The organism is Nocardia sp. NPDC019323 (assembly GCF_044389845.1).
Taxonomy (GTDB): domain Bacteria; phylum Actinomycetota; class Actinomycetes; order Mycobacteriales; family Mycobacteriaceae; genus Nocardia; species Nocardia implantans.
The window spans coordinates 257,270-280,176 of sequence record NZ_JBIRYN010000007.1 but is presented as its reverse complement, the minus strand read 5'-3'; the positions used below and the strand labels follow the sequence as shown (position 1 = coordinate 280,176).

The window sequence follows — 22,907 nt, the reverse complement described above, 5'->3', positions numbered from 1 at the left end:
TAGGTTATCTGAGTTCTCTTCAATAGAGAGTGGAGTGAGCTGGAGGTGACGACCATGTTGATGCGCACCGATCCGTTCCGGGACTTGGATCGTCTGACCGAACAAGTGTTCGGGACCCCGGCCCGGCCGGCGGTGATGCCGATGGATGCCTGGCGGGACGGGGACGAGTTCTTCGTGGAACTCGACCTGCCCGGCGTCGACCCTGATTCGCTGGATCTGGACGTCGAACGCAACGTGGTCACCGTGCGGGCCTCGCGCCCACAGCTGGATCCGGGGCGGGCGATGATCGCCTCGGAACGCACTCGCGGCGTGTTCAGCCGTCAGCTGTTCCTGGGCGAGAACCTCGACACCGATCGCATTCGCGCGGACTACCGCGACGGGGTGCTGCGGTTGATCGTCCCGGTGGCGGAGGAGGCCAAGCCCCGCAAGATCGAGGTCACCTGCGCCGGGCACGAGCGTCAGGCGATCAACGCCTGAGCGCGGGTGCTGCCGCACCGGAGGTCTGCGTCATGACCGCCGTGGCCGACGTCGGCGCACCCGAGCTGTCGTGGCTGGATGACCGGCTGCTCGCGCTGGATCCGGACCTCGAAGAGTTGTTCGGCGAGGTGGACGACATCCTGCGCGGGGCACAGGCGCGATGGCGGCCACGACCGGGCCGGGCGCGTCCGAGCAATAGCCGGCGACCGCGGCAGCCGCCCCGGTTGCGGGGGCGGCGCCCGGAGCCGGCGCCCGCGACCCAGCGCAGCCCGCCCGCGCGCCCGCTGCGACTGGATGGCCGACCAGGAGTGAGAGCGAGGTGATGCGCGTATCGCACAAGAGCACAACATGATTCCGCGGCCAGCGGAACACGACCTGCCGCACCCGCATCGAGCAGACCGGCTCCCGGCTGTGTCCGGGCATTGACGGTCGCCGTGCCCGCCACCGGAAGTGGCACCGGGCAGGCGCTGTTCCGCCCGTCAGCGGAAGTTCATCGACACATGTCCTTCGATCCCTTCTGTCGACGGGTGGGCCCGGTCGGCGCAGAGCGCCGGGCCCACCCGGCCCTTCGCCGGACTCCCGCACGATCACGGTTCGAGGAAGGAGACCGCCATGTCCACGTTCCCGTACGGCAGCGACACCGATCGCGCCGGCCAAGACACCCTCGTCTACGACCATGACCGCGACATCGGCCTGGACACCGCGGCGGTGCACCCGCTGGCCGAACGCATTCGTGCCGCGTTCGACACCGCCGCTCTCACCGACCGCATCGACCAAGCCTGGATCACCCCGGACCCGTATGACGACTACGACCTCGCCTACTGACCGCATCCCGCACCTCGACCCGCACACCGAAACGGAGCTACCGCGCTGGCAGCACGGGCACGTCGCCTGGTTCAACACCGAGAAAGGCTTCGGCTACCTCACTCCCGACCGCGGCGAGCCGGTATTCGCCGAGTATCGCGTCATCGCCACTCCCGGCTACAAAACCCTCACCGCCGGGCAACCGGTGATCTTCACCTACACCGACACGCCTCGCGGTCCCGAAGCCACCCAGATCATTCCGTACACCCGCACCGGCACCACTCCACGTCCCGCACCGCATCGCCAGCGCGGCGACCACGGGAGATCGACTCGCCCGCGCCGACCTCACCGCCGGTACCGCCCATGAACGTCGGCGGTGCGGGGGCCGAGCGGAATTCGGCTCCGCTCGGTCTCTCGGCCGCCGGCTGCTTGCGCTGGGCGAAGCCGCTCCCCGGTGCCGTGTTCGCCGCACGCGTGCTCTCGAGCCGGTGCCACCGATCGCCCTTGCCGGGTTCCGATTCCACTGCTACACCGGATCTATGTCGATGAATACAGATTTATTAGTTCGCAATCCACAAAATCTGCCACAGAACGCACCGGCGCGCCCGAGTGACTGGCATCCGGGGTCGCTGTGGTGGGATGCCCGAACCGTGCTGGTGACCCACGAGATCGAACCGGGCCGCTGGGAGCGGCTGCGGCGGCTGGTGGTACCGGTCGGGCTCGGACGACTGGCGTTCCGGCTCTCGTCGTGGTCGCCGGAGGCGGCGCGGATGATGCGCGACCGCCGGGTCATCGTCCAGGCCGGGGACTGGCGCGGCGAGCCCGCCATCGGATCCCGCGAGCATCAGGGCAGCGTGCAGCTCTACGGCCCCGGTCCGCTGGCCGACACCGTCGCCGAGGGCCTGCGGATCAAATACGGCCGGCGCTTGACCATGGCCCGGCTCGGGCATCAGCTGCGGCTCGGCTCGGCCCCGTACGCGGACCTCGTTGCCGTGGTGACCGTCCGCGAGAACAAGGGCCTGCTCGCCCTGCCCTGACCGCGCGGCCCTGTGCTCGCGCCGGCCGCCCACGCGGGAAGGCGGGACCCCGCCGCGTCCTCGAACTATGCCGTGTCCATCGACGGCCCACTAAAACTCGTGCCGGAACAATGCCCTGACGGCGGGGGATTCGACTCGCCGTCGGCCTGCGCGTTTTCCATCTTCTCCGCTGGGTACAGCCCCGTGGTCCCCGAGAGAAGGAGTGATGCAAAATGCGCAAGTTCATCGCGATCCCCTTGACGGCGCTCACCCTCACCCTCAGCGGAGTCGGTGTAGCCGAAGCGGTCCCCGCCCCGGCGCCCGTGACGCTGGCCCAGGACATGCATAACGAGGACAAAGACAGTGACAAGACCGGTCTGTGGGGCCTGCTAGGGCTGCTTGGCCTGGCGGGCTTGGCCGGCTTGGCTCGCCGCAAGGAAAACCGCGATGTTCCGTCCACCGGAGCACGCCCCCGCCAGCCCTGAACCGCTTTCGACTCGGGCCCTGTCATGGGCAGGGCCCTTTCTGTCGAATGTTCGGCCGCCAGCTGCGCACGCCGGACGATCCGGCCGGACCTCGGCCACCGTGCCGCCTTCTCGGTGTGCAGCGGTCTTTCACCCGGACGAATCTCGGATCTGGTCGCTCCTGCGCGAGGCCTGGCGTCGCACGCGCACAACCGGCGGCCCGGCGTGGTCGGCCGAATGCCTTCACCGGCGCAGCGGCGGCCTTGCCATCGCGAGTTCCCCTCGCCGGGCCGCCCGCCACCAGCGCTGTCCGGAGTCGATGCCACGCCGGATCCTGCGCACGGCGGGTACCTGTGTGAGCAGGTGTAGCTGATATCGCCACGGCATTTGCAGCCCGTGCCGAACCGCCATCGCATAGGCGAAGCGCACGGCGTGGCGGTCGAGATACCGGTCGGCGTGTTCGAACCAGACCATGCTCGTACGGGCGGCGGCCTGGATCGGGCGCAGCGCGGCGCGCCGCTGCGCGTCGTAGTTCTCCAGCGCGTCGGCGACCTCGGCATGCTCGTACAGGTTCTGTGCGAGCACGACGGCGTCCAGGATCGCCAACCGGGTGCCCGAACCGATGGTGAAGTGCGTCGTGTGCGCCGCGTCGCCGAGCAGCACCACGTTGTCGTGATACCAGGTCTTGTTGGTCACCTCGGGAAAGCGGCTCCACCTTGCGAACTCGCCTCGTGTCTTGCTCATCAACGAGTGACCGTCGAGGGGGCGCCGGAAAATGTTCTCCAGAACACGCAGGGTCTCGAGGTTGTCCAGGGCATCGAAGCCGAGTCCGTGCCAAGTCTGCGGTTGACACTCGACGATGCAGGTGCTGATTTTCCCGGCAACCGACGGGTAGGCATGGAACCAGATCCACCCGGCCGAGGTGCGTTCGAAGGCGAAAGTGAATCGGCTGAACACCATGTCGGTACCGAGCCAGATATATCGATTGTCGCCGAAAGCGACGGAGGTACCGAAACGTTGACCACCCAGCTGCCGTATCCGGCTGTTCGCGCCGTCGGAGGCGACAACGAGATCGGCGTCTTCACAGCCGGACAGATCGTCGATCTCTCGCCCGTGCTGGACATCGACGCCCAGCTCGCACGCCCGTCGGGAAAGGACGTCGAGCAATGCCGCGCGCCCCATGCTGAATCCGTAGCCACCGAAATATGCGGTTTGGTCGTCGCGTATCCGGATCGCCTGTTCACGCCAGAGGACCGACCCGGCACGCACCGCCTGAGCGCTGTCGGGGTCGTTCCGATACAAAATGTCGAGCAGGTCGTCCCAATACACGACGCCCCAGCCGTAAGTGGACCCGGGGGGATCGCGATCTATCACCGTGATGTCATGGGCCGGGTCGCGCCGCTTCATCGAAATAGCGAAGTACAACCCGGCCGGCCCCCCACCGATACACACGATCTTCATCTCGTCACCGGCTTCAGCCCGGTCGGTCGATCCTGGCGTCACATGTACTCGATGTGGCCGAGCCCGGCACGCTGTGCGTGTCCGGGCTCGATCACCGGCGCTGGAACGCTAGAAGCTGCCCCAGCCTCCCCATCCGAAGGGGTTCCACCAGCCTCCGCCGTTACCCCAGCCGCCCCCACCCCAGCCGCCGCCGCGCCAGCCCCCTCCACCCCAGCCGCCGCCACCCCAGCCCCAGCCCCCGCGGCCCCAACCGCCGCCACCCCAGCCCCCGCCGCCCCAGCCGGGGTTGTCGACGAGTTGGGTTGCGGACGTGGGCGTGGTGGCCTGCGCGGTGGGCGCTTGCGCCGCGGCTGTGACGACCGGAATCGCGGCAACAGCGGCTATACCGGCGGCAGCCGCCAACCGGGCGAACTTCGTGTGTGAATTCTTTCTCTCGAACATGATGGGCTCCAGGTACAGTCCCGACCTGCTCGAATCCTACGCGCCTTCGCGGAACTCCATAAGCCACCGCGGGAACTAATTCAGAATTACACCGCATTTCCGACCGTTGCCCTCTCCGAGGACTCCGGAACGGGCCCAGTGGTCGAGGCGCGTCGCATAGGGATCATCACTGCGGCGTGGCTGCTGGCAATTGATCTGACATATGTACCTAAAGGCGACATTCCGAAGACCTACCTGTTGGACGCCGCGATGGAAGTAGGCTGGTTGACGGCGTGGTCGCGTCCGGCTCTGCGGGCGCGAGCCCAGGCTTTATTCCAACGTGTTCCGGGTTGCCGGCGCTGTCGGACAACCCGTCATTCATCCGGTTTCGGCTCTCGCTTCACGGGTACTTCGCGGGCGCCCGAACGACGAAGAAGGTGCAAGATGGCGGCGATTGCGCGTGAGATCCCACCTGTCGAGGCGATACGGCCTTACCCCGCGCGAGTCGGGCCGAAAGGCTCGTTCCTGTGGAAGATGGTCACCACCACCGATCCCAAAGTGCTCGGGATCCTCTATCTGACCTCGGCGACCGGATTCTTCCTCATCGGCGGTCTCATGGCACTGCTGATGCGCGGCGAACTCGCCAGGCCGGGCCTGCAATTCCTTTCGCCGGAGCAGTACAACCAGTTGTTCACCATGCACGGCACCATCATGTTGCTGTTCTACGCGACACCTGTGGTGTTCGGCTTCGCCAACGCGATCCTGCCGTTGCAGATAGGGGCGCCGGATGTCGCCTTTCCGAGGCTCAACGCCCTCAGCTACTGGCTGTATCTGTTCGGCGCGACGATCGCCACCGCCGGATTCCTCACCCCGGGCGGCGCCGCCGACTTCGGCTGGACCGCCTACACCCCGCTCAGTCTGGCCGAGCACTCGCCCGGCCCCGGCCCCGACCTATGGATCATGGGCTTGGCCGTCTCCGGTCTGGGCACCATCCTCGGCGCGGTGAACATGACCACCACGGTGATCTGCCTGCGCGCACCGGGGATGACGATGTTCCGGATGCCCATCTTCACCTGGAACATCCTGGTCACCAGCATCCTCGTGCTGCTGGCCTTCCCGATCCTCACCGCCGCGCTGATGGCCGTGGCCTATGACCGGCATCTGGGCGGGCACATCTACGACCCGGCGACCGGCGGCTCGATCCTGTGGCAGCACCTGTTCTGGTTCTTCGGCCATCCCGAGGTCTACATCATCGCGCTGCCGTTCTTCGGCATCGTCACCGAGGTGATCCCGGTGTTCAGCCGCAAGCCCATCTTCGGCTACACCGCCCTGGTCTACGCCACGCTCGCCATCGGAGCTCTTTCGGTCGCGGTATGGGCCCACCACATGTACGCCACCGGCGCGGTGCTGCTGCCGTTCTTCTCGTTGATGACGTTCTTGATCGCGGTGCCCACCGGTGTGAAGTTCTTCAACTGGATCGGCACGATGTGGCGAGGTCAATTGACCTTCGAGACGCCGATGCTGTTCTCCGTCGGATTCATCGTCACCTTCCTGCTCGGCGGACTGTCCGGCGTCATCCTCGCCAGCCCGCCACTGGACTGGCATGTCACCGACACCTATTTCGTCGTCGCCCATTTCCACTACGTGCTGTTCGGCACCATCGTGTTCGCCACCTTCGCCGGCATCTACTTCTGGTTCCCGAAGCTCATCGGACGCTTCCTGGACGAAAGACTCGGGAAAATCCACTTCTGGACAACCCTGATCGGCTTCCACGCCACCTTTTTGATCCAGCACTGGCTCGGCAACGAGGGCATGCCCCGCCGGTATGCCGACTACCTCCCGACCGACGGGTTCACACTGCTGAACACGATCTCCACCCTCGGATCGTTCCTGCTCGGCGTCTCCATGATCACGTTCGTCTGGAACGTCTTCAAAAGTGCCCGTTACGGCGAGGTGGTGACCGTCGACGATCCCTGGGGCCAAGGCAACTCCCTGGAATGGGCGACCACCTCACCGCCCCCGCGGCACAACTTCTACGAACTACCCCGCATCCGCTCCGAACGCCCGGCCTTCGAACTGCACTACCCGCACATGTCCGCGCGCATGCGCGCCGAAGCCCACGCGGGGCGCACGACACATGGAACACCCGTAGCGATCGCGAAAGCAGACCAGCAAGCCGACACCGAGCCGACACCCCCCTCCGGAGGATGATGCTCGGAATGCGTGCCCACGCGTCGCCGATGGAGGTAGCCGCGGGAAGCGCGCTCGTCTGAGCGCCGGAAGCGATCGAACCGGCGACGAGGATTCCGGCGCGCCCGCCACGTGTGAGCCGGGGACGGCTCTCGGTCAGCAGCGGCCGAAGACGACGGCTGCGTTGTGGCCGCCGAATCCGTAGGAGTTGTTCAGCGCGTACTCGATGTTCTGGGTGCGTGCGCTGCCGTGGACGATGTCGAGGTCGATCTCGGGATCCTGGTTGTCGAGGTTGAGGGTGGGCGGCACCACCCCGTCGCGCACGCTGAGCACGGTCAAAGCTGCTTCCACCGCGCCGACCGCGCCGACGGAGTGTCCCAGCGCGGATTTGGGTGCGTAGACCGAGGGATGGTCGCCCACCGCCGCGCGGATCCCTCTTGCTTCGGCCAGGTCGCCGAACGAGGTGGATGTCGCGTGGGCGTTGACGTGGTCGATGTCGGTGGGGCTCACGCCCGCGGTTTCGATCGCGCGGCGCATCGCCCGGATGTTGCCCGCACCATCCGGGTGGGGGAGGACCATGTGGTAGCCGTCGGCGGTCAGGCCCGCGCCCATCAGCCGTGCCAGTGGTGTCGCGCCGCGGGCGCGGGCGTGGTCTTCGGATTCGAGTACGAACAGCGCGGCGGCTTCGCCGAAGACGAACCCGTCGCGATCCCGGTCGAACGGACGGGAGGCGCGCTCCGGCTCATCGATGCGTGTGCTCAATGCCCGCATCATCGCGAATCCGGCCACCGCCAGCGGGTTGATGCGGCCTTCCACCCCGCCCGCCACCACCATGTCGGCCTCGCCCAAGATGATCGAGCGCCACGCGTGCACCAGCGCCTCGCATCCCGACGCGCACGCCGAGACGGGCGTGACCACGCTGGCGCGCGCGCCGAGTTCCAACCCGACCACCGCGGCGGCGCCGTTGGGCATGGCCATGGGCACCGCGAAAGGAGACACCTTGCGGTAGCCGGCGTTCTGCATCTGATCATTGGACTCGATGATCGTGTCGGCGCCGCCGAGGCCGGTGCCGATGCAGACGCCGAGCCGGTCGGGATCGACCTCAGGACGGCCTGCGGTGTCCCAGATCCGGTTACCCATGACGTAGGCGACCTGTTGGACGTAGGACATGCGCCGCTTCTGGACTCGGCTGAGTTCGTCGGTCGGATCGAGCTTGAACTGGCCGCCGATGTCCACGGGGATTTGAAAGCGCTCGAACTCGGGGTCCTTGACCTTGGCGATCCCGGTCTCCCCGGCGAGCAGTCCTTTCCATGTCGCGTCGGTGTCGGCGCCGACCGCGGTCGACATCTCGACAGCGGTCACGACCACACCCCGGAACCCTCCGTTGCTGGTGGAGAAGTCCGTCAAATCGGACATCGAACTCCTTCTTTCGGCTTGTCGGCTCGGCTGCTCCAGCGAGGCTATGTGCACGCCGGAAGCCTGGGGTAGTAGCCCGAGTGCCGATCACCGCTACGATCGGGCCATGGAATCGGATGGGGGCGCGCGCCGGGTGACCGTGGTCATCCCCGACGAAGTAGTCGTTCTGGATGCCGCGATCCCGATCGACGTGTTCGGTTCCGACCCCAATTACCGGCTCGAGGTGTGCGCGGTCTCGCCGACGGCGCCGACGTCGGTGCCGGGGTTGTCCTGTGTGGCGGTGGCCGGGCTGGAGGCTCTGCGGCACGCGGAAACGGTGGTGGTGCCCGGTTACGCCTCCTACGCGACACCGCCGCAGGAGCCGGTGCTGCGCGCGCTTCGCGATGCCCACGGCCGAGGCGCGCGGATGCTGTCGATCTGTACCGGCGCGTTCGCTCTGGCCGCCGCCGGGCTGCTGGCCCACCGGCCCGCGACGACGCATTGGCGGGCCGCCCCGCTGCTGCAGAGCCGGTATCCCGACATCGAGGTCCATGCCGATCGCCTGTTCGTCGACGACGGCGACGTGCTGACCTCCGCGGGCGTGACCAGCGGGATCGACCTCTGCCTGCACGTGGTGCGCAAGGACATCGGCGCGGCCGCCGCCAACGAACGTGCCCGTGACCTGGTGGCGCCACCGGTCCGTGAGGGCGGTCAAGCGCAGTACACCCGGCAGTTCCCCAAGCAGACCTCCGCGGGCGTGCTCTCCGAGACGCGCGCGTGGATCCTGGCGAACCTCGACCGGAGGCATTCGCTCGAGGACCTGGCCAGGCGGTCGAATCTCTCGCGCCGCAGCTTCATCCGCCGATTCCGGGAAGAGACCGGAACCTCGACGCACGTCTGGATCACCAGCGCGCGCCTGAACCAGGCGCGGGAGCTGCTGGAGACGACGGAACTGCCCATCGACCAGATCGGCTACCGCGTCGGACTGGGCAACCCGGCCAATACCCGGGCGGTGTTCAAGCGCTATCTGGGAGTCAGTCCGGGGCAGTACCGACGCACGTTCGCGATCCGCGACTGACGGGCGCCGCCGGTCTAGCCGGGCAGCCGCTGCGCCGGGTAGCCGTGCAGGCGCGGATCGGCGTCGCCGACGACGACAGGATGACCGACCAGTTCGAACATCGCGGTGTCGGAGTGGTGGTCGCCGAACGCCGCGCAAGACGACAGACCGATGGCCGCTTCCTCGGCGTACCGCAGCAAGGCCGCGGACTTGTCGGCGCCGACCATCGTCGCGACGACCTCGCCGGTGTACCTCCCCGCGGCCGTCGCCAAGGTCGTACACAGCACCGACGACGCGCCGACGACCTCGGCGATCGGGCGCAACGCCGGGGTGAACGAACCCGACACCAGGACGATCCGGGTTCCGGTGTCAGACAACTCGGCCAGCCGCCGTCGCACCGCGATGTTGAAGAACGCCGGGTCCGCGCAGCGGGAGGCGAACCATGCACGGCCGACCTGCCGCACGTCGGCGACGTCGCGGCCGGCCCAGTGCCGATAGAACCACCGATGGGATTCGCCGCGGCTCATTCCCGCCGCCCGAAGCGCCAGGAACTCCTCGAGCACGGCGTCGGCCTCGGCGCCGCGCCCGCGTCGCCGCGCGTCGAAGGAGAACAACGACAAGAAGGTGACATCACGCACCAACGTTTCGTCGACATCGACGAAAGCCGCCGGTACCGAGCAGTTTTCGGTTCCCACAGGACTCGCCCCCGCGGATTCCCGAGTCCCCTTGTGGGTCATGGCGCGGCCTCTGCCTGAACGGCTGAACCGGTGCGCTGTCCGTCCCCGGTTCTCCGCTCACCGTCGGGCAGGGCGCGCGGGACACCGAAGAGTTTCAGAAGCGGTGCCGTCATCGCGGTGGTGATCAACGCCATCATGACCAGCAGCGAATACAGCCGCTGGTCGATGACGCCGATCGTGAGCCCGATGTTGAGGATGACCAGTTCGGTCAAGCCCCGGGTGTTCATCAGCGCGGCGAGGGCAGCGGCCTCGGTCCGGCCGGTGCGGCTCAGGCGAGCCGCCAGGTAGGTGCCGCCGAGTTTGCCGGCGAGTGCGGCGAACATGATCGCGGCGAACTCGGTGATGCTGGCGCGGTCGAGTCCGCCCAGGTTCACTTGGAGGCCGGCGACGACGAAGAACGCGGGCAGGAAGATGCTGCTGAGCAGTTGCGCGCCGTTGTCCACGGCCGCGCGCAACCGTCGGGGGAAGACGACGCCGAACAGGAACGCGCCGAAGATCAGATGCAACCCGATCCATTCGGTGGCCGCTCCGAGCAGTAGAGCGCCGGAGACCCCGATGAAGACCATGTTCGCGGGGTTCTTCTCGGATCCCGCGCCCGCGAGGCGATCCAGGGCGGGACGTACCGCCCACCACATGACCACGACCAGCGGAACGAACAGCAGCAGTCGCCAGTGGTGGCCGAGGCCGGGTCGGGCGACGCCGATGACCACCGCCAGGACGCACCAGGCGAGGACGTCGTCGAGTGCGGCGCACGTCATGGCGGACTGGCCCAGCCGGGTGCCGAGCAGTTTGCGGTCGTGCAGGATGCGCGCCAGCACCGGGAATGCCGTGACGGCGAGCGCGCAACCGATGAAGAGCGCGAAATTGAGGCGGTTGCCGCCGTCGTGGCGGGCCAGCGCCCAGACCGCGATGGCGGAGCCGAGCGCGAACGGTGTGAGGTAGGCCGACAGCGCGATCGCGGTGACCGATCGCCGCCGTCCGGCGACGGACCGGAGATCCATCTCGAGGCCGGCCGAGAACATGAAGATCATCACGCCCACGTTCGCGAACGCGGTGAGATACGAACGCGTGTCGTGCGGGAAGACGGTTTCCGACAGGTGCGCGCCCAGCACCGTGGGGCCCGCGAGTATGCCCGCCACGATCTCGCCGATCACCGGCGGTTGACCCAACCTCGCGGCCAGCCAGCCGAGCAGACGCGCGGCGGCCACGATCAGGACGAGATCCAGCAGCAGAAAGATCATTTGGTCGCTCGGCAACGCCTCGACTCCGTTCGACACCGAGGACATCGCGGAAGCGGATTCGACACTGGCACGGGGTATCTCCGTATCGCACCGATCGCAGCGCGGAACCCCCGAAACATGGACTGCCTGCCCCGCGACGATATCGCACCCGACCGGCCGGCGAGAGTGGACAGTGAGCTACGCCACCCTCGCCGTGACCGTGCGCGCCTGCTGGCGCAAAGGAGTGCATCTCTGTCGCGAATCGGACTGGCTGGTCGTTCTTTTCGGCGGGAATACTTCTCTTCATGGCTTGCGCCGGTCGGAGGGCGCAGCCGAGGGGAGTCGACGTTGTTCGAAGGTAAGACAGTACTCGTAACCGGTGCGGCGACCATCATCGGCGCCGAAGTAGCCCGGGTCTTCGCCGAATATTCCGCGAATGTCGTGCTGGGAGATATCGATACGGACGGGGGACAAAAGGCGGCCGCGGCGATCGGCGACCGCGCCTTCTTCCTCCCCCTCGACCTGCGCAGCGACCCGTCGGTCAGGTCGTTCGTCGCCGCCGCGATCGACCGGCACGGACGCATCGACACGCTGGTCAACATCGCGTGCGTCTACGGTGACGACGGGCCGGGTCCGGACGCGCGGGCCGAATGGCTGGAGGTGCTGAACACCAATGTCGCGGGCACGGCGATGTTGTGCGCGCAGGCGCGCGGCGCATTGCGGGACACGTCGGGGTCCATCGTCACCTTCACCTCGCCCAGCGGACGCATCGCGCAGGCAGGCCGGATTCGATACCCGGTCAGCAAAGCCGCGTTGCTGCAGCTGACCCGCAGTCTCGCCTTGGAATACGCGGCCGACGGGATCCGGGTGAACAGCGTCTCACCGGGCTGGACCTGGTCTCGCGTGATGAACGAGCTCACCGAGGGCGACCGGGCCCGGACCGACGCGGTGGCGTCGCGGTTCCACATGCTGGGCCGGGCGGGCGACGCGCGCGAGATCGGCGAAGTGGCCGCCTTCCTCGCTTCGGACAAGGCGAGCTTCGTGACCGGCGCCGAGTGGACCGTGGACGGCGGCTACTCCGCCCTCGGCCCCGAGCAGACCACTTCGGCGATCGAGCTTCTGCTGCGCGAGCGGCCGCCATCGCACGCACCCTCTCTGACCTAGGAATCGGACCATGACTGCAGCAACAATTTCGGCGACCTCCCTGCTGAGCGCGGTGCGTTCGCTGACCCCCGACCTGGCGGCGCGTCGCAGCGAGATCGATGCCGAGCGCAAGCTCCCGATGGACATCGTCGAGCGGCTTCGCGACATCGGCGTCTACCGCATGTGTTTCAGCGCGGAGATCGGCGGCCCCGGCTTGACTTCGCTCGAGCAATTGGAAGTCGTCGAGGCGCTGTCCTACGGGGACACCGCGACCGGCTGGTGCGCCATGATCGGCGCCGCCACCGGAATCTACGCCGGATATCTCGACGAGCAGGCCGTCGCCGAGCTGATGCCGACGCAGGATCTGATCACCGCGGGACTGATCTTCCCGGCCGGCCGCGCCGAACGGGTCGCGGGCGGATACCGGTTGACCGGACGGTGGAAGTTCGGCAGCGCGATCACGCACGCCGATCTGGTCATCGGCGGTGCGTTCGTGACCTCGGGTGGCCGCATGGAGGAGACCGCGGAAGGTGGGCCGCTCGTCCGGCTGTTCTTCATGCGCCGCGACCAGGTCGCCGTGTTCGACACCTGGGACACCACGGGCCTGCGCGGCAGCGGCAGCAACGATTACGCGGTCGAGAACCTGTTCGTTCCCGACCGCCATTCCTTCGCGTTCAGCGAACGCAAGAGCTGTCGCGGGAGGCTGTCCGAGCCGGAGGCCCTGGCCCGGATCATGCCGGGTGTGCCACTGGGAACCGCCCGTGCGGCACTGGATTACGTGCGCGGCCTCGCGGACGGGAAGATCGTGACCGCGACCGGACAGAAGTGGGCCGACAACTACCGGGCCCAGTACCTGCTCGGCGAGTGCGAGATGGAGTACATCGTCGCGCGCGGCGCCGTCGTCAACACCGTGGCGCAACTGTGGGACGCGCTGGAGGGCAAGCGGTTCGCCGACCTGCCCACCGATCTGCGGATCGCGACCGCGCTGGCCAGAACGAACGCCTTCCGTGCCGCGCAACGGATCGTCACTCGGTTGTGCGAACTCGTCGGCACCGATTCGATCTACCGGCCGAATCCGCTCGACATCTGGTTGCGGGACACGAACACCATGGCCCGGCACATCATCGCGCACGACCAGGTGATCCAGTCCACCGGCGCCTTCGTCCTCGGCGGCAGGCCGGAATTCCCCTTCGTCGTCGGCCTGGGTTGATCGCGATGGAAATCGACACTCGTAAACGGCTGCCGTCGCTGACCGGGCTGCGGTTCTTCGCGGCGTTCTCGGTCTTCGTCTTCCATGTGATGCTGCCCAACTCGCCGATTCCGCCCTACAAGCCGGTGAATCTCTTCGCCGACCCGGATATCGCCTACGATGCGGCGTGGGTGGTCGGCAAAGCCGGATTTCTCGGGGTCTCGTTCTTCTTCATCCTGAGCGGCTTCGTGCTGACCTGGTCGTGGAAGCCGGGATCGAGCAGACTGCAGTTCATCCGGCGACGCGTGGTGAAGATATTCCCCAACCACCTGACGCTGTGGCTGGCGTCGATGGTGCTGTTCGCGGCGGCGATCACGCCGTGGAAGGCATGGCTGCCGAATTTCTTCCTGCTGCACGCCTGGTTCCCGCAGAACTATATCAATGCAGGGGTCAACACGCCGTCGTGGACATTGTCTTGTGAGCTGCTCTTCTATGTTCTGTTTCCGTTCCTGATTCCGCTGGTGCTGCGCATCGACGGAAAGTATCTGTGGTACGGAGCCGCGGCGATGGTGGCCGGCATGGGCGTGATCGTGCTGCTGACCGTATTCGTCGTCCCCGGTTCCGAGAAATCGGAACTCACGCCGATACCCGTGCTGCAGCTATGGTTCGGATATCTCTTCCCGCCGACGCGTCTTTTCGAATTCTTTCTCGGGGTGTTCATGGCGCGAATAGTGGCGGAGGGCCGGTGGATACGGATTCCGTTGTGGGCGGCCGTGGCCGCGGTCGGCGTGGGGTACGCGGTGGCGACGTACACGCCGTTCTACATCGGCTTCATCCTGGCAACCGCTGTTCCGCTCGCGCTGCTGATCGCGTCGGCGGCGCAGTCGGACCTCGACGGCACCTCGAAATTCCTGTCCAGCCGGCTCGCCGTGCGGCTCGGCGAGATCTCGTTCGCCTTCTATATCTGTCAAGGCGTGACGCTGTTCTATGTCCGCCGGCTGATGAACGCCGCCACGTTCAGTGCTCCGGTCGCGGTGTTGTTGATCATCGCCCTGTTCTGCCTGAATATTTTCGCCGCGTGGTTGTTGTTCACTTTCGTGGAATCTCCGGCGATGCGCCGCTTTGCCCGGCCGAAACGGCCTGCGGTCGCCGCAGAAAGGATGGCCGGCCAGCCGCTCCGGAGCACATGATCGACGGAGATCGAAATTCCTGTTCGGAGGTCCGTGGCGTTGCCGCGGGCCTCCGAATTCATTTGTATCCCCATGCCTGGCAATGTGGTTGCCCTGCCGTCGTGGCGGCGGTATCCTGATGGTGTTATAAACCACAGTTTAGATTGTGAATACGGGGGGTGTTTCATCGAATGGGCCACGTGATTCGGATTCGGCTGTGAGCATCGGGGCTCGCCGATCCCGGATATTGATCCGGCGTCTGAATCACTTTCCCACTACGACGTTCTGATCGCAGGCAACTACCGACGGCTCGATTCGCGCTGATGGCGGAATTGTCGCCGTGTGGTCCGTTGCGTGCGCTCGTTGGTGTGTCCGGAAGGTAGTAATGAGCACGACTGTCGACAACGGCTCCGAGCGCGTCCAGGAGCTCGGGCGACCACGACTACACAGACCCGGCGACGACGTCGGATCCGTTGCCACGCAGATACTTCGCATCGTCTTCGCCCGCCGGCGCAGTGCCGAATCGAAGTCCCTGTGCGACCTGGCCCCGTGTGCGGACTGTTTCGCACCGCACCTGGCCAAGGTGATCCGATACCTCGAGGCCCGCGTGCCGGTCCACTTCATCATCCCCGCGTTCCCGGCGAAGTCACGCAGCCGCCGCAAGACGCTGGGACGCTTGCCCGATATGGCGGAAACGCTGGCGATCGAGTCCCTGCAAGGGTTCTGCGATCAGATCTCTGCCGTCTACCGGCCCGGCGCCATCGTCACGATCTGTTCCGACGGTCACGTCTTCAGTGATGCGTTGGGAATCCCGGACGCTCACGTCGACGACTACGGCGACGAGCTGCGCCGGATCATCCGGTCGACCGGCGGGGGTTCCATCGGCCTGTACGGCCTGCGCGACGCGATGCCCGAGATGACCTGGGACGAACGCAGGCAGCGGTTGCTGAAGGAGTACTCCGACGGCATCGACGTGCTGCGCGAGGCGGTCAGGACCGATCCCGCGGCCCGGCGGATGTTCAACGGGATCCATCGCTTCATGGTCGAGGACAACTCGGCGCTGCTGCCCGAGCTGTCCGCGACGCAGCGGCGGAACCGGTCGAAGGAGACGGCTTACGAAGTGGTGCAACGCAGTCAAGCGTGGAGCAGTCTGATGGCGGAGATCTTCCCGGACGCGGTGCGGCTGTCGATCCATCCGCAGGCGAACCACTCGGAGAAGATCGGATTCCATCTGCTGCGCACCCAGGACAGCTGGCTGACGCCGTGGCACGGCGTGGTGCTCGACGACGGAACGAATTACACGCTGGTCAAGCGAATGCATGCCGAGGAACTGGGGGCGCGCGTGGTGTGGCGCAACAGCCGCCCCAGCCATTTCGTCCTCGGAACCACGCCCGTGACCGAAACACAGCGAGGGTGAGGAGACCCATGACGAAAAGCGTGAACAAGGTCCTGCTGGACAGTGAGCCGCTGCGGCCCTTCGGCCGGCTGGTGGCGTCCGATACGGCGGGACGCACCCTCGCCGACGTGCCGATCGAGGAGCTGCTCGCACTCACGCTCCAGGCGAAAGTGGTCGTATTGCGCGGATTCGGGCTGCTCGGCAAGACGGAACTGGAAACCTACTGCCGCGCGGCGGGAGAGATCCTGCAGTGGAACTTCGGTTCCATCCTCGATCTGGTGGTCCGGGACACTGCCGAGAACTACCTGTTCGACAAAGGCGACGTCCCGTTCCACTGGGACGGTGCGTTCGCCGAGCGTGTGCCGCGGTTCTTCCTGTTCCAATGCGTACGAGGAGAGGGCGCCGGCGGCGAGACCGTGTTCTGCGACAGCGTCCAGGCCTATCGGGACGCGCCGGAAGACCTGAGGCAGCTGTGGGCGCGAACCACGATCACCTACCGCACCGACAAGCTGGCCCACTACGGCGGACTGGCCGAATGGCCGCTGCTCGGCACCCATCCGGCGACCGGCGAGACGACGATCAGATATGCCGAACCACTCGACCCCGCCCGCTACGCCAATCCGCTGTTCTTGACCGTGGACGGCATCTCGGCCGAGGACGGCGTCCGGGTCATGGAGGACTTGCGCGAGCGGCTGCACGACCCTCGCTACTGCTACGCCCACGAGTGGCGGACCGGCGACATCGTGGTGGCCGAGAACCACGCTCTGCTGCACGGCAGGAATGCGTTCACCGGCTCGGTCTCCCGGCATCTGCAGCGCATCCAGATCATCTGAGCAATCGGCCATCAGAGAGGAATGTCAATGGCTAACCCAATCTCCAGACCGGCGGACGAGTACGACGTGGTGATCATGGGCGGTGGTCCCGCCGGGTCCACGCTCGCCGCGATGCTCTGCCGCGACACCGATCTGCGTGTGGCGATCTTCGATCGCGAGGTGTTCCCGCGGGAGCACATCGGCGAATCGGGTGCCCACCCCCTGGTGCCCGTTCTGCAAGCCAGCGGCGCGCTGGAGAAGGTGCTCGCGAGCGAGTGCTGGATCCAGAAATTCGGCGGAATCTACCAGTGGGACACCGACCGGCCGTTCGTCGGCTTCTTCGAGCACGCCGACTACCTGGTCGACGGCGTCCACCGATGGTCGGTGCACGTCAATCGCGCCGAATTCGACACGGTGCTGCTCGAGCACGCCGAAGCCTGCGGCGCCCACGTCTTCCAGGGCGTGCGGGTCATGCGGTTCCTCCCCGGCGACGGCAAGGCCACGGTGGTGCTGGAAGACGGAACCGAAATCGCGGCAGGCTATTTCGTCGACGCGTCCGGCCGGGCGAATCAAGTGGCCGCCCGTGGTTCCCAGCGCGACAAGCAATGGCTGTCGGAATACCGCAACGTGGCCGTCTGGTCGCACTACCGCAACTGCGTGCCAGCACAGCGGGCGGAGGGCGACTGGAACGTCTTCCGCGCCGACGATCTGTCCCCCATCTACGCGGTGGCCTTCGAGCACGGATGGGTGTGGTACATCCCGACGCCTCGGTTGGTCGACGGCGTCCGGGAAACCGTGTGGTCCATCGGCATCGTCACCAACCCGGAGTCGATCGCCCGCGTGGATCTGCGTGATCCGGACATCTTCCTGAAGACGATCAAATCGATCCCGGTGCTGCAGGATCTGGTGGCGAACGCGGAGCCGATTCGTGCCGAGATGCTGACGGCCACCAACTATTCCCGGGTGAGCGAATGCTTCGGCTCGTACCAGGACCGGTGGATGGCGGTCGGTGACGCGTCGTACTTCGTCGATCCGCTGTTCTCCTCCGGGATGTCCTTCGCCGTCACGCAAGCCTGGGCGGCCGCGTTGGTCCTGCGCAAGACGTTCGACGAGGACCTGGACGAGCGATCGAAGGAAGACCTCTGGCGCGACTACGACGTCGAGTGGCGCGGCATGGCGCAGACCTGGGCACTGAGCATCGACCAGTGGTATCACGAGATCTCGCGCTCGCATCCGGACAGCCCCTACTGGAGCGCGGAAGGCAGGCGGGTGGAGGTCGACAACGCCACCGAGGGAACGTTCCAGGCGCTGCTGAACACCGCGCTGGTGCCCGACCTGCTGAACATCATGACCAAGGGCTCCCGCGACCCGCGTGACCTCGCCACCGAGGGGCCCTACCTGCGGGCCTTCACCGCCGCCGACGCGGTCGAGCTCGCGGCCGACGACATCGTGACGTTGTCGGCGGACGCGCGCATCCGCGCAGGTGTGGCAGCGGACATCCCGGGCTTCAAGGGGATGTCGCCGCCGTTCGAGATCCCGCAGGAGGCGCGCGACGGGCTGGCCAGCTACTGGCGCGACCCCATCGCGAACAGCGACGCGGCGCCGTCGCCGCTCGCCGACACCGTCGCCTGCCACCGGATCTACTCCGCGGCCGACCCGGACGTCGAGGTGCGATGCCTGGAGCGGGACGGGGGTGAACAGCTGTGGGAAACGCTGAACCGTGGTCCCGCCAGGTGGTCGGAGCTGGCGCCCCGATTGACGGTGCTGCAGGGACGAGCCTTGAAGCGTTTGATTCGCGCCGGATTGGTGGTGGCCGGCCCGGAAGCGGACCAGCGGGTCGGCTAGGTCCGACGCATGAGGTCAGTGGCTGTTCTGGCCGTCGACGACGTGATTCCGTTCGATCTCGCGGTTCCGCTGGAAATCTTCGGCCGGACCCGGCAGGAGGACGGAACCGCGGCGTACGAGGTCCAAGTCTGCGGCGTGAACTCCGACGTCCCGTCGAAGTTCTTCGAAATCTCCTGTCTCGGCGACATCGAGTATCTCGAGGAGAAGGCCGAGACCATCGTCGTGCCGGGAGCGATGAGCTACCGGTCGCGGCCGTCGGATCGGCTGTGCAAGGCGTTGGTGCGGGCCCACGCACGTGGGGCGAGGGTGGCGTCGATCTGCTTGGGGGCGTTCACCCTGGCCGCCGTCGGATTGCTCGACGGACGGCGGGCGACCACGCATTGGATGGCCGCCACCGAACTGTCGCGGAGCTATCCGCGGGTCCGCGTGGATCCCACGGTGCTGTATGTGGACAACGGGGGCATCCTCACCTCGGCCGGTGCCGCGGCCGGGCTCGATCTGTGCCTCCATATGGTGCGCAAGGACTACGGGACCGCCGTGGCGGCGGCTACCGCTCGGCTCTCGGTCATGCCACTGACCCGCGATGGGGGTCAGGCGCAGTTCATCGCGGAGCGTCCACGGTCGGAGGCGGACAGCAAGTCCATCAATCCGACTTTGGAGTGGGCGGAAACGATGCTCGGTGAGAAGATCACCGTGCTGGATCTCGCGGACCGCGCCGGAGTCAGCAAACGCACGCTGATCCGGCGCTTCCACGAGCAGGTCCGGATGACACCGAACGAGTGGCTCCAGACCGCCCGGGTGCGCAAGGCCCAAGTGCTGCTCGAGACGACCATCCTCACAATGGAATGCATCACCGACCGAACAGGATTCGCCTCGGTGGCAGCATTCCGGAAAGTCTTCCGCAAGACCGTGGGGGTGACGCCTCAGGCGTACCGGCGAGCCTTCCGCTGACCGGTCGCGCCGCCTGGTATCCGGTTCTCGCCGGGGATTCGCGCAAAACCGAATCCGCGGCGAGAACACCTGGGCACCACGAGAAAGCCCTTCCGACGTTGGTCGGAATGGGTCTGATACACACTTCGCGGGAATATCAAGATCAGCCCGACAACGATGCCCGTCTCAGCGCTGCACCGCATCTGATGGTGAACGCCAAGGTTTGAACGCACTTGGCAGGCTCGTGACTGAGAGCGACCTCGCCGAGGTGGCTGAACCGATCTCGTGGTGGAAGAAGGAGTGGCGCAAGCACTACTCCATCATTTCCGCCACCACGAACGTAGGCGTGCTCCGCTCATCTGATCTCGATCTGTCCAGTCGGTCGGCCCAACTGCTGCGGCAGGTGCGGTCCGGCGTAGAGGGCCGCCGCTATGTCCTTCGGCTCGATGCCGGTTGTGCAGGGGCTGTATCGGTGCGCAGGGCGGGTGCGATCCAGGTCGTGAGGTAGGCGCGCAGGGCGGCGCCGGTGCGGGGCGGGCGGCCGGGGTCGATGACGAAGGACTGCACGATCCGCAGCATGTGCTCGACGAGTTCGCCGAGGCGGGCGTCATCGATGCCGGCCGCTGCCCAGTCGACGGCGAAGCGTTCCAGGATGGCGCGGCCGAAGCTGAGCGCGGTGTCCGAGGTGACGCCGGGGGAGAACGCGCCGGCTCGGCCCGGGGTGAGCAGCAGGCCGAGGTAGCGGTCGGTGGCCAGGCTTTCCAGCGTGTAGGCGATGCCTTCGACCACTGCCTCAGCGGGATCGGTGAGATGGTCGAGGTGTGCGGCGAGGACGTCGAGGAACCGGCCGGTCTCGGCCAGCGCGGTCGCGGTCAGTAGTGCGTCGGCGTTGGCGAAGTAGCGGTAGACGGTCTGGCGGGTGACACCGAGGTCCCGGGCGATTTCGGTCATGGTGAAGTCGCCGCTGCGCTCGATGGCAGCGCGTGCCGCGGCCACGATGCGGTCCACGGCTTCGGTGTCGTCGGCCGGAGCGGTGCCCGACCAGCCGTGTGTGCGCATCCGGACCCTTCCCAGTAGGCGATCGTGTCGAACCGACCCTAGCGAGTTCCGCGCCCCGGTGAATGAGGTCCCGCACCGAATCTAGACCATACAATATGAGTTGAGTGTATGGTCTGGTCTCATGACGACACATACCGGCCCCGCCTGCCCGACCGGGCTGACCGGGCTCACCGAGAAGCTGACCCGCCGCGCGCTGCGCCTGGTACTCGACGGGACCACCGACATGGCCGCACATCCGCTGCGCGTGCCGCTGCACTACTACCGCGATCCGAAGATCACCGAGGTCGAGGAGTCGCAGATCCTGCGCCGCACCCCGCTGATGATCGTCCCCTCGGCGCGTATCCCCGAGCCGAACGATTACGTGGTGCGCAGCGTGCTCGGTGACTCGCTGCTGGTGACACGTGACCGGTCGGGCACCGTGCACGTGCTGCTGAACTACTGCCGCCACCGCGGCGCGCAACCGGCCTGCGGCTCCGGCAAGGCGACCCGCTTCACCTGCCCGTACCACGCCTGGACTTATCGCAATACCGGCGAGCTGGCTGGAGTGCCCGGCAAGGAGGGCTTCACCGGGATGAACCGCGCCGACTACGGCCTGGTCGAGCTGCCGAGTCAGGAACGCCACGGGTTCGTCTGGGCGGTCCTCACCGCCGGCGGCGACATCGACGTCGACGATCACCTCGGAACCATGGGTCCCGAATTGGCACAGCTGGACTATGCGAGCTACGGCTATCACGACGACCGCGAGTTCACCTCCGAAGTCAGCTGGAAAGGTGCGCTGGAAGCCTTCGCCGAGAGCTACCACTTCCCGTTCGTCCACGGCCAGAGCGTCATCGGGCAGAACACCGTCGCCAACACCTCCACCCACGACGCCTTCGGCCGCCACCACCGCATGGGCTTCCCCTTCACCTGGATTCGCGCGCTGGACACCGACCCCGCCGGCTCCTGGGACCCGCTGATGAACATGGGCGTCATCTACTGGATCTATCCGAACCTGGTACTGGCCAACAGCCCTGTCGGCGTCGAGATCCTGGACATGCTGCCCGCCGGCGCGCCCACTCGCTGTACCGTGCGACACAGCTGGATGGCCAAGATCCCCGCTACCAGCGACGAGCAACGCGAGGTCTACGACGGCATCTACGCCCAGGTCCACGCCGCCGTGCGCGACGAGGACTTCGCCATGCTGCCGCAGTGCGGCGAAGGCGTGCGCCAGGGCCAGCACGACCACATGATCATCGGCCGCAACGAGATCGGCGTCCAGCACATGATTCGCACCTTCGCCACCGAACTAGGTGTCGCCCTGGACTACGAGGAGACCACGTGACTACCCCACCCCGGCCCGCCGCACTCGACTCGCCGTTACTGCCGAAGATCTTCAAATACGCGGGCCGAGCTCAGGTGTGGATCTACCGCCGCACCGGCGGGCGGCTCGGCTCCCGCTGGCGTATCGGCGCCGGCTTCCGCAAGCCGGTGCCCACCCTGCTGCTCGAACACCGCGGCAGGCGCAGCGGCGCCGGCTACGTCACCCCGCTGCTCTACCGTGCCGACGGCGACGACATCGTGGTCGTCGCCTCGCAGGGAGGGCTGCCGAAACACCCGCAGTGGTACCACAACCTGCGCGCACACCCCGACACCCACATCCAGATCGGCCGCGAGCGCCGCCCCGTGTACGCCACAGTCGCCGACCCGACCCAACGCGCCCGGCTCTGGCCGCTGCTGGTCGAGACCTACGCCGACTTCGCCACCTACCAGTCCTGGACCGACCGCGAGATCCCCGTCGTCGTCCTGCGCCGCCGCAACCCCCAACCGGATTGCACCGTTTCCCGGTAGTCGGCCGGCGCGTGGTGCAGGAGACGGCCATCGAAAGGGGGAATCAGCAGGGCGCTCCGGTCCCCAGTCTTGGATGCGAAGCGCGACCGAGCCATCGTTTCGGCTGCCTCTCGGTCGAGAGAGCTTCGGCGGGCGGGCGGGATGCTTCACGCCCGGCTCCCGCTCCGGTGTACGTCCCGCAAAGGCGCGGCCACCACAGCCGACCACGCCTACGGCGATCCCGAACGCGCCGCCCGCCAGCTCGGCAACACTCACGCGGTGGCCGAGACCCCTACATCGACGTGCCGGAGACCGTT

General features: G+C 66.9%; 23 protein-coding genes. 17 read left to right on the top strand and 6 right to left on the bottom strand.

The genetic code is table 11. The annotated features are described in order from the left end of the window. The first annotated feature begins 39 nt into the window (after positions 1–39). From ACH49X_RS25410 to ACH49X_RS25385, 6 genes are all read left to right on the top strand, one after another. Positions 40–477 carry an HSP20 family small heat-shock protein gene (locus ACH49X_RS25410; protein ID WP_357206470.1) on the top strand — a complete coding sequence of 146 codons (438 nt, stop codon included), beginning with the start codon at positions 40–42 and terminating at the stop codon, positions 475–477. A gap of 32 nt (positions 478–509) precedes the next feature. Beyond that, the gene (locus ACH49X_RS25405; RefSeq protein WP_195081539.1) at positions 510–800 is read left to right on the top strand and encodes a hypothetical protein; all 291 of its coding nucleotides are present in this window, start codon (positions 510–512) and stop codon (positions 798–800) included. 289 nt (positions 801–1,089) lie between these two features. Beyond that, positions 1,090–1,302: a hypothetical protein gene (locus ACH49X_RS25400; protein ID WP_357206421.1), complete on the top strand. Its 213-nt coding sequence runs from the start codon at positions 1,090–1,092 to the stop codon at positions 1,300–1,302. Beyond that, a complete protein-coding gene (locus ACH49X_RS25395; RefSeq protein ID WP_195081541.1) occupies positions 1,277–1,648 on the top strand; it encodes a cold-shock protein in 372 nt (123 codons plus the stop codon). Before ACH49X_RS25400 ends, ACH49X_RS25395 begins: the two co-directional genes overlap by 26 nt. Positions 1,649–1,931: 283 nt before the next feature. After that, positions 1,932–2,318 carry a hypothetical protein gene (locus ACH49X_RS25390; RefSeq protein WP_195081542.1) on the top strand — a complete coding sequence of 129 codons (387 nt, stop codon included), beginning with the start codon at positions 1,932–1,934 and terminating at the stop codon, positions 2,316–2,318. Between the two features lie 212 nt (positions 2,319–2,530). After that, positions 2,531–2,782: a WGxxGxxG family protein gene (locus ACH49X_RS25385; protein ID WP_195081543.1), complete on the top strand. Its 252-nt coding sequence runs from the start codon at positions 2,531–2,533 to the stop codon at positions 2,780–2,782. Positions 2,783–3,004: 222 nt separating this feature from the next. On the opposite strand, the gene ACH49X_RS25380 is transcribed toward ACH49X_RS25385, so the two are convergent. Both ACH49X_RS25380 and ACH49X_RS25375 read right to left on the bottom strand, forming a co-directional pair. Continuing rightward, on the bottom strand, positions 3,005–4,168 hold the full coding sequence (locus ACH49X_RS25380; protein ID WP_357206419.1) for an FAD-dependent monooxygenase: 1,164 nt from the start codon (positions 4,166–4,168) through the stop codon (positions 3,005–3,007). Positions 4,169–4,330: 162 nt separating this feature from the next. After that, positions 4,331–4,663, bottom strand: coding sequence for a hypothetical protein (locus ACH49X_RS25375; protein WP_195081545.1), 333 nt, complete (start codon positions 4,661–4,663; stop codon positions 4,331–4,333). A 423-nt stretch (positions 4,664–5,086) separates the two neighbouring features. Here ACH49X_RS25375 and ctaD point away from each other — a divergent pair, with 423 nt between their 5' ends. Next, positions 5,087–6,853, top strand: a complete 1,767-nt coding sequence (ctaD, locus tag ACH49X_RS25370) for a cytochrome c oxidase subunit I (protein WP_323124300.1) — start codon at positions 5,087–5,089, stop codon at positions 6,851–6,853. A 135-nt stretch (positions 6,854–6,988) separates the two neighbouring features. Here ctaD and ACH49X_RS25365 read toward each other — a convergent pair whose 3' ends face one another. Next, complete coding sequence (locus tag ACH49X_RS25365) at positions 6,989–8,248, bottom strand: KasA/KasB family beta-ketoacyl-ACP synthase (protein ID WP_357206417.1); 1,260 nt, start codon at positions 8,246–8,248, stop codon at positions 6,989–6,991. A 106-nt stretch (positions 8,249–8,354) separates the two neighbouring features. Here ACH49X_RS25365 and ACH49X_RS25360 point away from each other — a divergent pair, with 106 nt between their 5' ends. Continuing rightward, the gene (locus tag ACH49X_RS25360) at positions 8,355–9,305 is read left to right on the top strand and encodes a GlxA family transcriptional regulator (protein ID WP_195081547.1); all 951 of its coding nucleotides are present in this window, start codon (positions 8,355–8,357) and stop codon (positions 9,303–9,305) included. A gap of 14 nt (positions 9,306–9,319) precedes the next feature. Here ACH49X_RS25360 and ACH49X_RS25355 read toward each other — a convergent pair whose 3' ends face one another. Together ACH49X_RS25355 and ACH49X_RS25350 are read right to left on the bottom strand one after the other, a co-directional pair. Next, complete coding sequence (locus ACH49X_RS25355; protein ID WP_357206415.1) at positions 9,320–9,979, bottom strand: HAD-IB family hydrolase; 660 nt, start codon at positions 9,977–9,979, stop codon at positions 9,320–9,322. Between the two features lie 38 nt (positions 9,980–10,017). Continuing rightward, the gene (locus ACH49X_RS25350) at positions 10,018–11,307 is read right to left on the bottom strand and encodes a cation:proton antiporter (RefSeq protein WP_323124301.1); all 1,290 of its coding nucleotides are present in this window, start codon (positions 11,305–11,307) and stop codon (positions 10,018–10,020) included. Positions 11,308–11,589: 282 nt separating this feature from the next. Between ACH49X_RS25350 and ACH49X_RS25345 the strand changes: the two genes are divergently transcribed. The 7 genes from ACH49X_RS25345 to ACH49X_RS25315 all read left to right on the top strand — a co-directional run bounded on the left by ACH49X_RS25345 (position 11,590) and on the right by ACH49X_RS25315 (position 19,746). Continuing rightward, complete coding sequence (locus ACH49X_RS25345) at positions 11,590–12,405, top strand: SDR family oxidoreductase (RefSeq protein ID WP_357206413.1); 816 nt, start codon at positions 11,590–11,592, stop codon at positions 12,403–12,405. Between the two features lie 10 nt (positions 12,406–12,415). Next, positions 12,416–13,594, top strand: a complete 1,179-nt coding sequence (locus ACH49X_RS25340) for an acyl-CoA dehydrogenase family protein (RefSeq protein ID WP_195081550.1) — start codon at positions 12,416–12,418, stop codon at positions 13,592–13,594. Positions 13,595–13,599: 5 nt separating this feature from the next. After that, the gene (locus ACH49X_RS25335; RefSeq protein WP_357206412.1) at positions 13,600–14,763 is read left to right on the top strand and encodes an acyltransferase; all 1,164 of its coding nucleotides are present in this window, start codon (positions 13,600–13,602) and stop codon (positions 14,761–14,763) included. Positions 14,764–15,127: 364 nt separating this feature from the next. Next, complete coding sequence (locus ACH49X_RS25330; RefSeq protein ID WP_357206410.1) at positions 15,128–16,159, top strand: isocyanide synthase family protein; 1,032 nt, start codon at positions 15,128–15,130, stop codon at positions 16,157–16,159. Between the two features lie 8 nt (positions 16,160–16,167). Then, a complete protein-coding gene (locus tag ACH49X_RS25325; protein WP_357206408.1) occupies positions 16,168–16,971 on the top strand; it encodes a TauD/TfdA family dioxygenase in 804 nt (267 codons plus the stop codon). A 27-nt stretch (positions 16,972–16,998) separates the two neighbouring features. After that, a complete protein-coding gene (locus ACH49X_RS25320) occupies positions 16,999–18,795 on the top strand; it encodes an NAD(P)/FAD-dependent oxidoreductase (protein ID WP_357106193.1) in 1,797 nt (598 codons plus the stop codon). A gap of 9 nt (positions 18,796–18,804) precedes the next feature. Beyond that, positions 18,805–19,746: a GlxA family transcriptional regulator gene (locus tag ACH49X_RS25315; RefSeq protein WP_195081555.1), complete on the top strand. Its 942-nt coding sequence runs from the start codon at positions 18,805–18,807 to the stop codon at positions 19,744–19,746. 408 nt (positions 19,747–20,154) lie between these two features. On the opposite strand, the gene ACH49X_RS25310 is transcribed toward ACH49X_RS25315, so the two are convergent. After that, positions 20,155–20,784: a TetR/AcrR family transcriptional regulator gene (locus ACH49X_RS25310; protein WP_195081556.1), complete on the bottom strand. Its 630-nt coding sequence runs from the start codon at positions 20,782–20,784 to the stop codon at positions 20,155–20,157. A 121-nt stretch (positions 20,785–20,905) separates the two neighbouring features. On the opposite strand from ACH49X_RS25310, the gene ACH49X_RS25305 reads away from it, so the two are divergent. Together ACH49X_RS25305 and ACH49X_RS25300 are read left to right on the top strand one after the other, a co-directional pair. Then, positions 20,906–22,105 carry an aromatic ring-hydroxylating dioxygenase subunit alpha gene (locus tag ACH49X_RS25305; RefSeq protein ID WP_357206406.1) on the top strand — a complete coding sequence of 400 codons (1,200 nt, stop codon included), beginning with the start codon at positions 20,906–20,908 and terminating at the stop codon, positions 22,103–22,105. Then, a complete protein-coding gene (locus ACH49X_RS25300; RefSeq protein WP_357206404.1) occupies positions 22,102–22,611 on the top strand; it encodes a nitroreductase family deazaflavin-dependent oxidoreductase in 510 nt (169 codons plus the stop codon). The genes ACH49X_RS25305 and ACH49X_RS25300 overlap by 4 nt, the downstream gene beginning before the upstream one ends. Positions 22,612–22,907: the final 296 nt, after the last annotated feature.

Excerpts from the sequence above, each read along its gene's own strand:
- ctaD (WP_323124300.1), top strand. The coding sequence starts at position 5,087 with ATGGCGGCGATTGCGCGTGAGATCCCACCTGTCGAGGCGATACGGCCT.
- ACH49X_RS25395 (WP_195081541.1), top strand. The coding sequence starts at position 1,277 with ATGACGACTACGACCTCGCCTACTGACCGCATCCCGCACCTCGACCCG.
- ACH49X_RS25320 (WP_357106193.1), top strand. The coding sequence starts at position 16,999 with ATGGCTAACCCAATCTCCAGACCGGCGGACGAGTACGACGTGGTGATC.
- ACH49X_RS25385 (WP_195081543.1), top strand. The coding sequence starts at position 2,531 with ATGCGCAAGTTCATCGCGATCCCCTTGACGGCGCTCACCCTCACCCTC.
- ACH49X_RS25360 (WP_195081547.1), top strand. The coding sequence starts at position 8,355 with ATGGAATCGGATGGGGGCGCGCGCCGGGTGACCGTGGTCATCCCCGAC.
- ACH49X_RS25400 (WP_357206421.1), top strand. The coding sequence starts at position 1,090 with ATGTCCACGTTCCCGTACGGCAGCGACACCGATCGCGCCGGCCAAGAC.
- ACH49X_RS25335 (WP_357206412.1), top strand. The coding sequence starts at position 13,600 with ATGGAAATCGACACTCGTAAACGGCTGCCGTCGCTGACCGGGCTGCGG.
- ACH49X_RS25405 (WP_195081539.1), top strand. The coding sequence starts at position 510 with ATGACCGCCGTGGCCGACGTCGGCGCACCCGAGCTGTCGTGGCTGGAT.
- ACH49X_RS25365 (WP_357206417.1), bottom strand. The coding sequence starts at position 8,248 with ATGTCCGATTTGACGGACTTCTCCACCAGCAACGGAGGGTTCCGGGGT.
- ACH49X_RS25305 (WP_357206406.1), top strand. The coding sequence starts at position 20,906 with ATGACGACACATACCGGCCCCGCCTGCCCGACCGGGCTGACCGGGCTC.
- ACH49X_RS25325 (WP_357206408.1), top strand. The coding sequence starts at position 16,168 with ATGACGAAAAGCGTGAACAAGGTCCTGCTGGACAGTGAGCCGCTGCGG.
- ACH49X_RS25340 (WP_195081550.1), top strand. The coding sequence starts at position 12,416 with ATGACTGCAGCAACAATTTCGGCGACCTCCCTGCTGAGCGCGGTGCGT.
- ACH49X_RS25375 (WP_195081545.1), bottom strand. The coding sequence starts at position 4,663 with ATGTTCGAGAGAAAGAATTCACACACGAAGTTCGCCCGGTTGGCGGCT.
- ACH49X_RS25380 (WP_357206419.1), bottom strand. The coding sequence starts at position 4,168 with ATGAAGCGGCGCGACCCGGCCCATGACATCACGGTGATAGATCGCGAT.
- ACH49X_RS25330 (WP_357206410.1), top strand. The coding sequence starts at position 15,128 with ATGAGCACGACTGTCGACAACGGCTCCGAGCGCGTCCAGGAGCTCGGG.
- ACH49X_RS25310 (WP_195081556.1), bottom strand. The coding sequence starts at position 20,784 with ATGCGCACACACGGCTGGTCGGGCACCGCTCCGGCCGACGACACCGAA.
- ACH49X_RS25350 (WP_323124301.1), bottom strand. The coding sequence starts at position 11,307 with ATGTCCTCGGTGTCGAACGGAGTCGAGGCGTTGCCGAGCGACCAAATG.
- ACH49X_RS25315 (WP_195081555.1), top strand. The coding sequence starts at position 18,805 with ATGAGGTCAGTGGCTGTTCTGGCCGTCGACGACGTGATTCCGTTCGAT.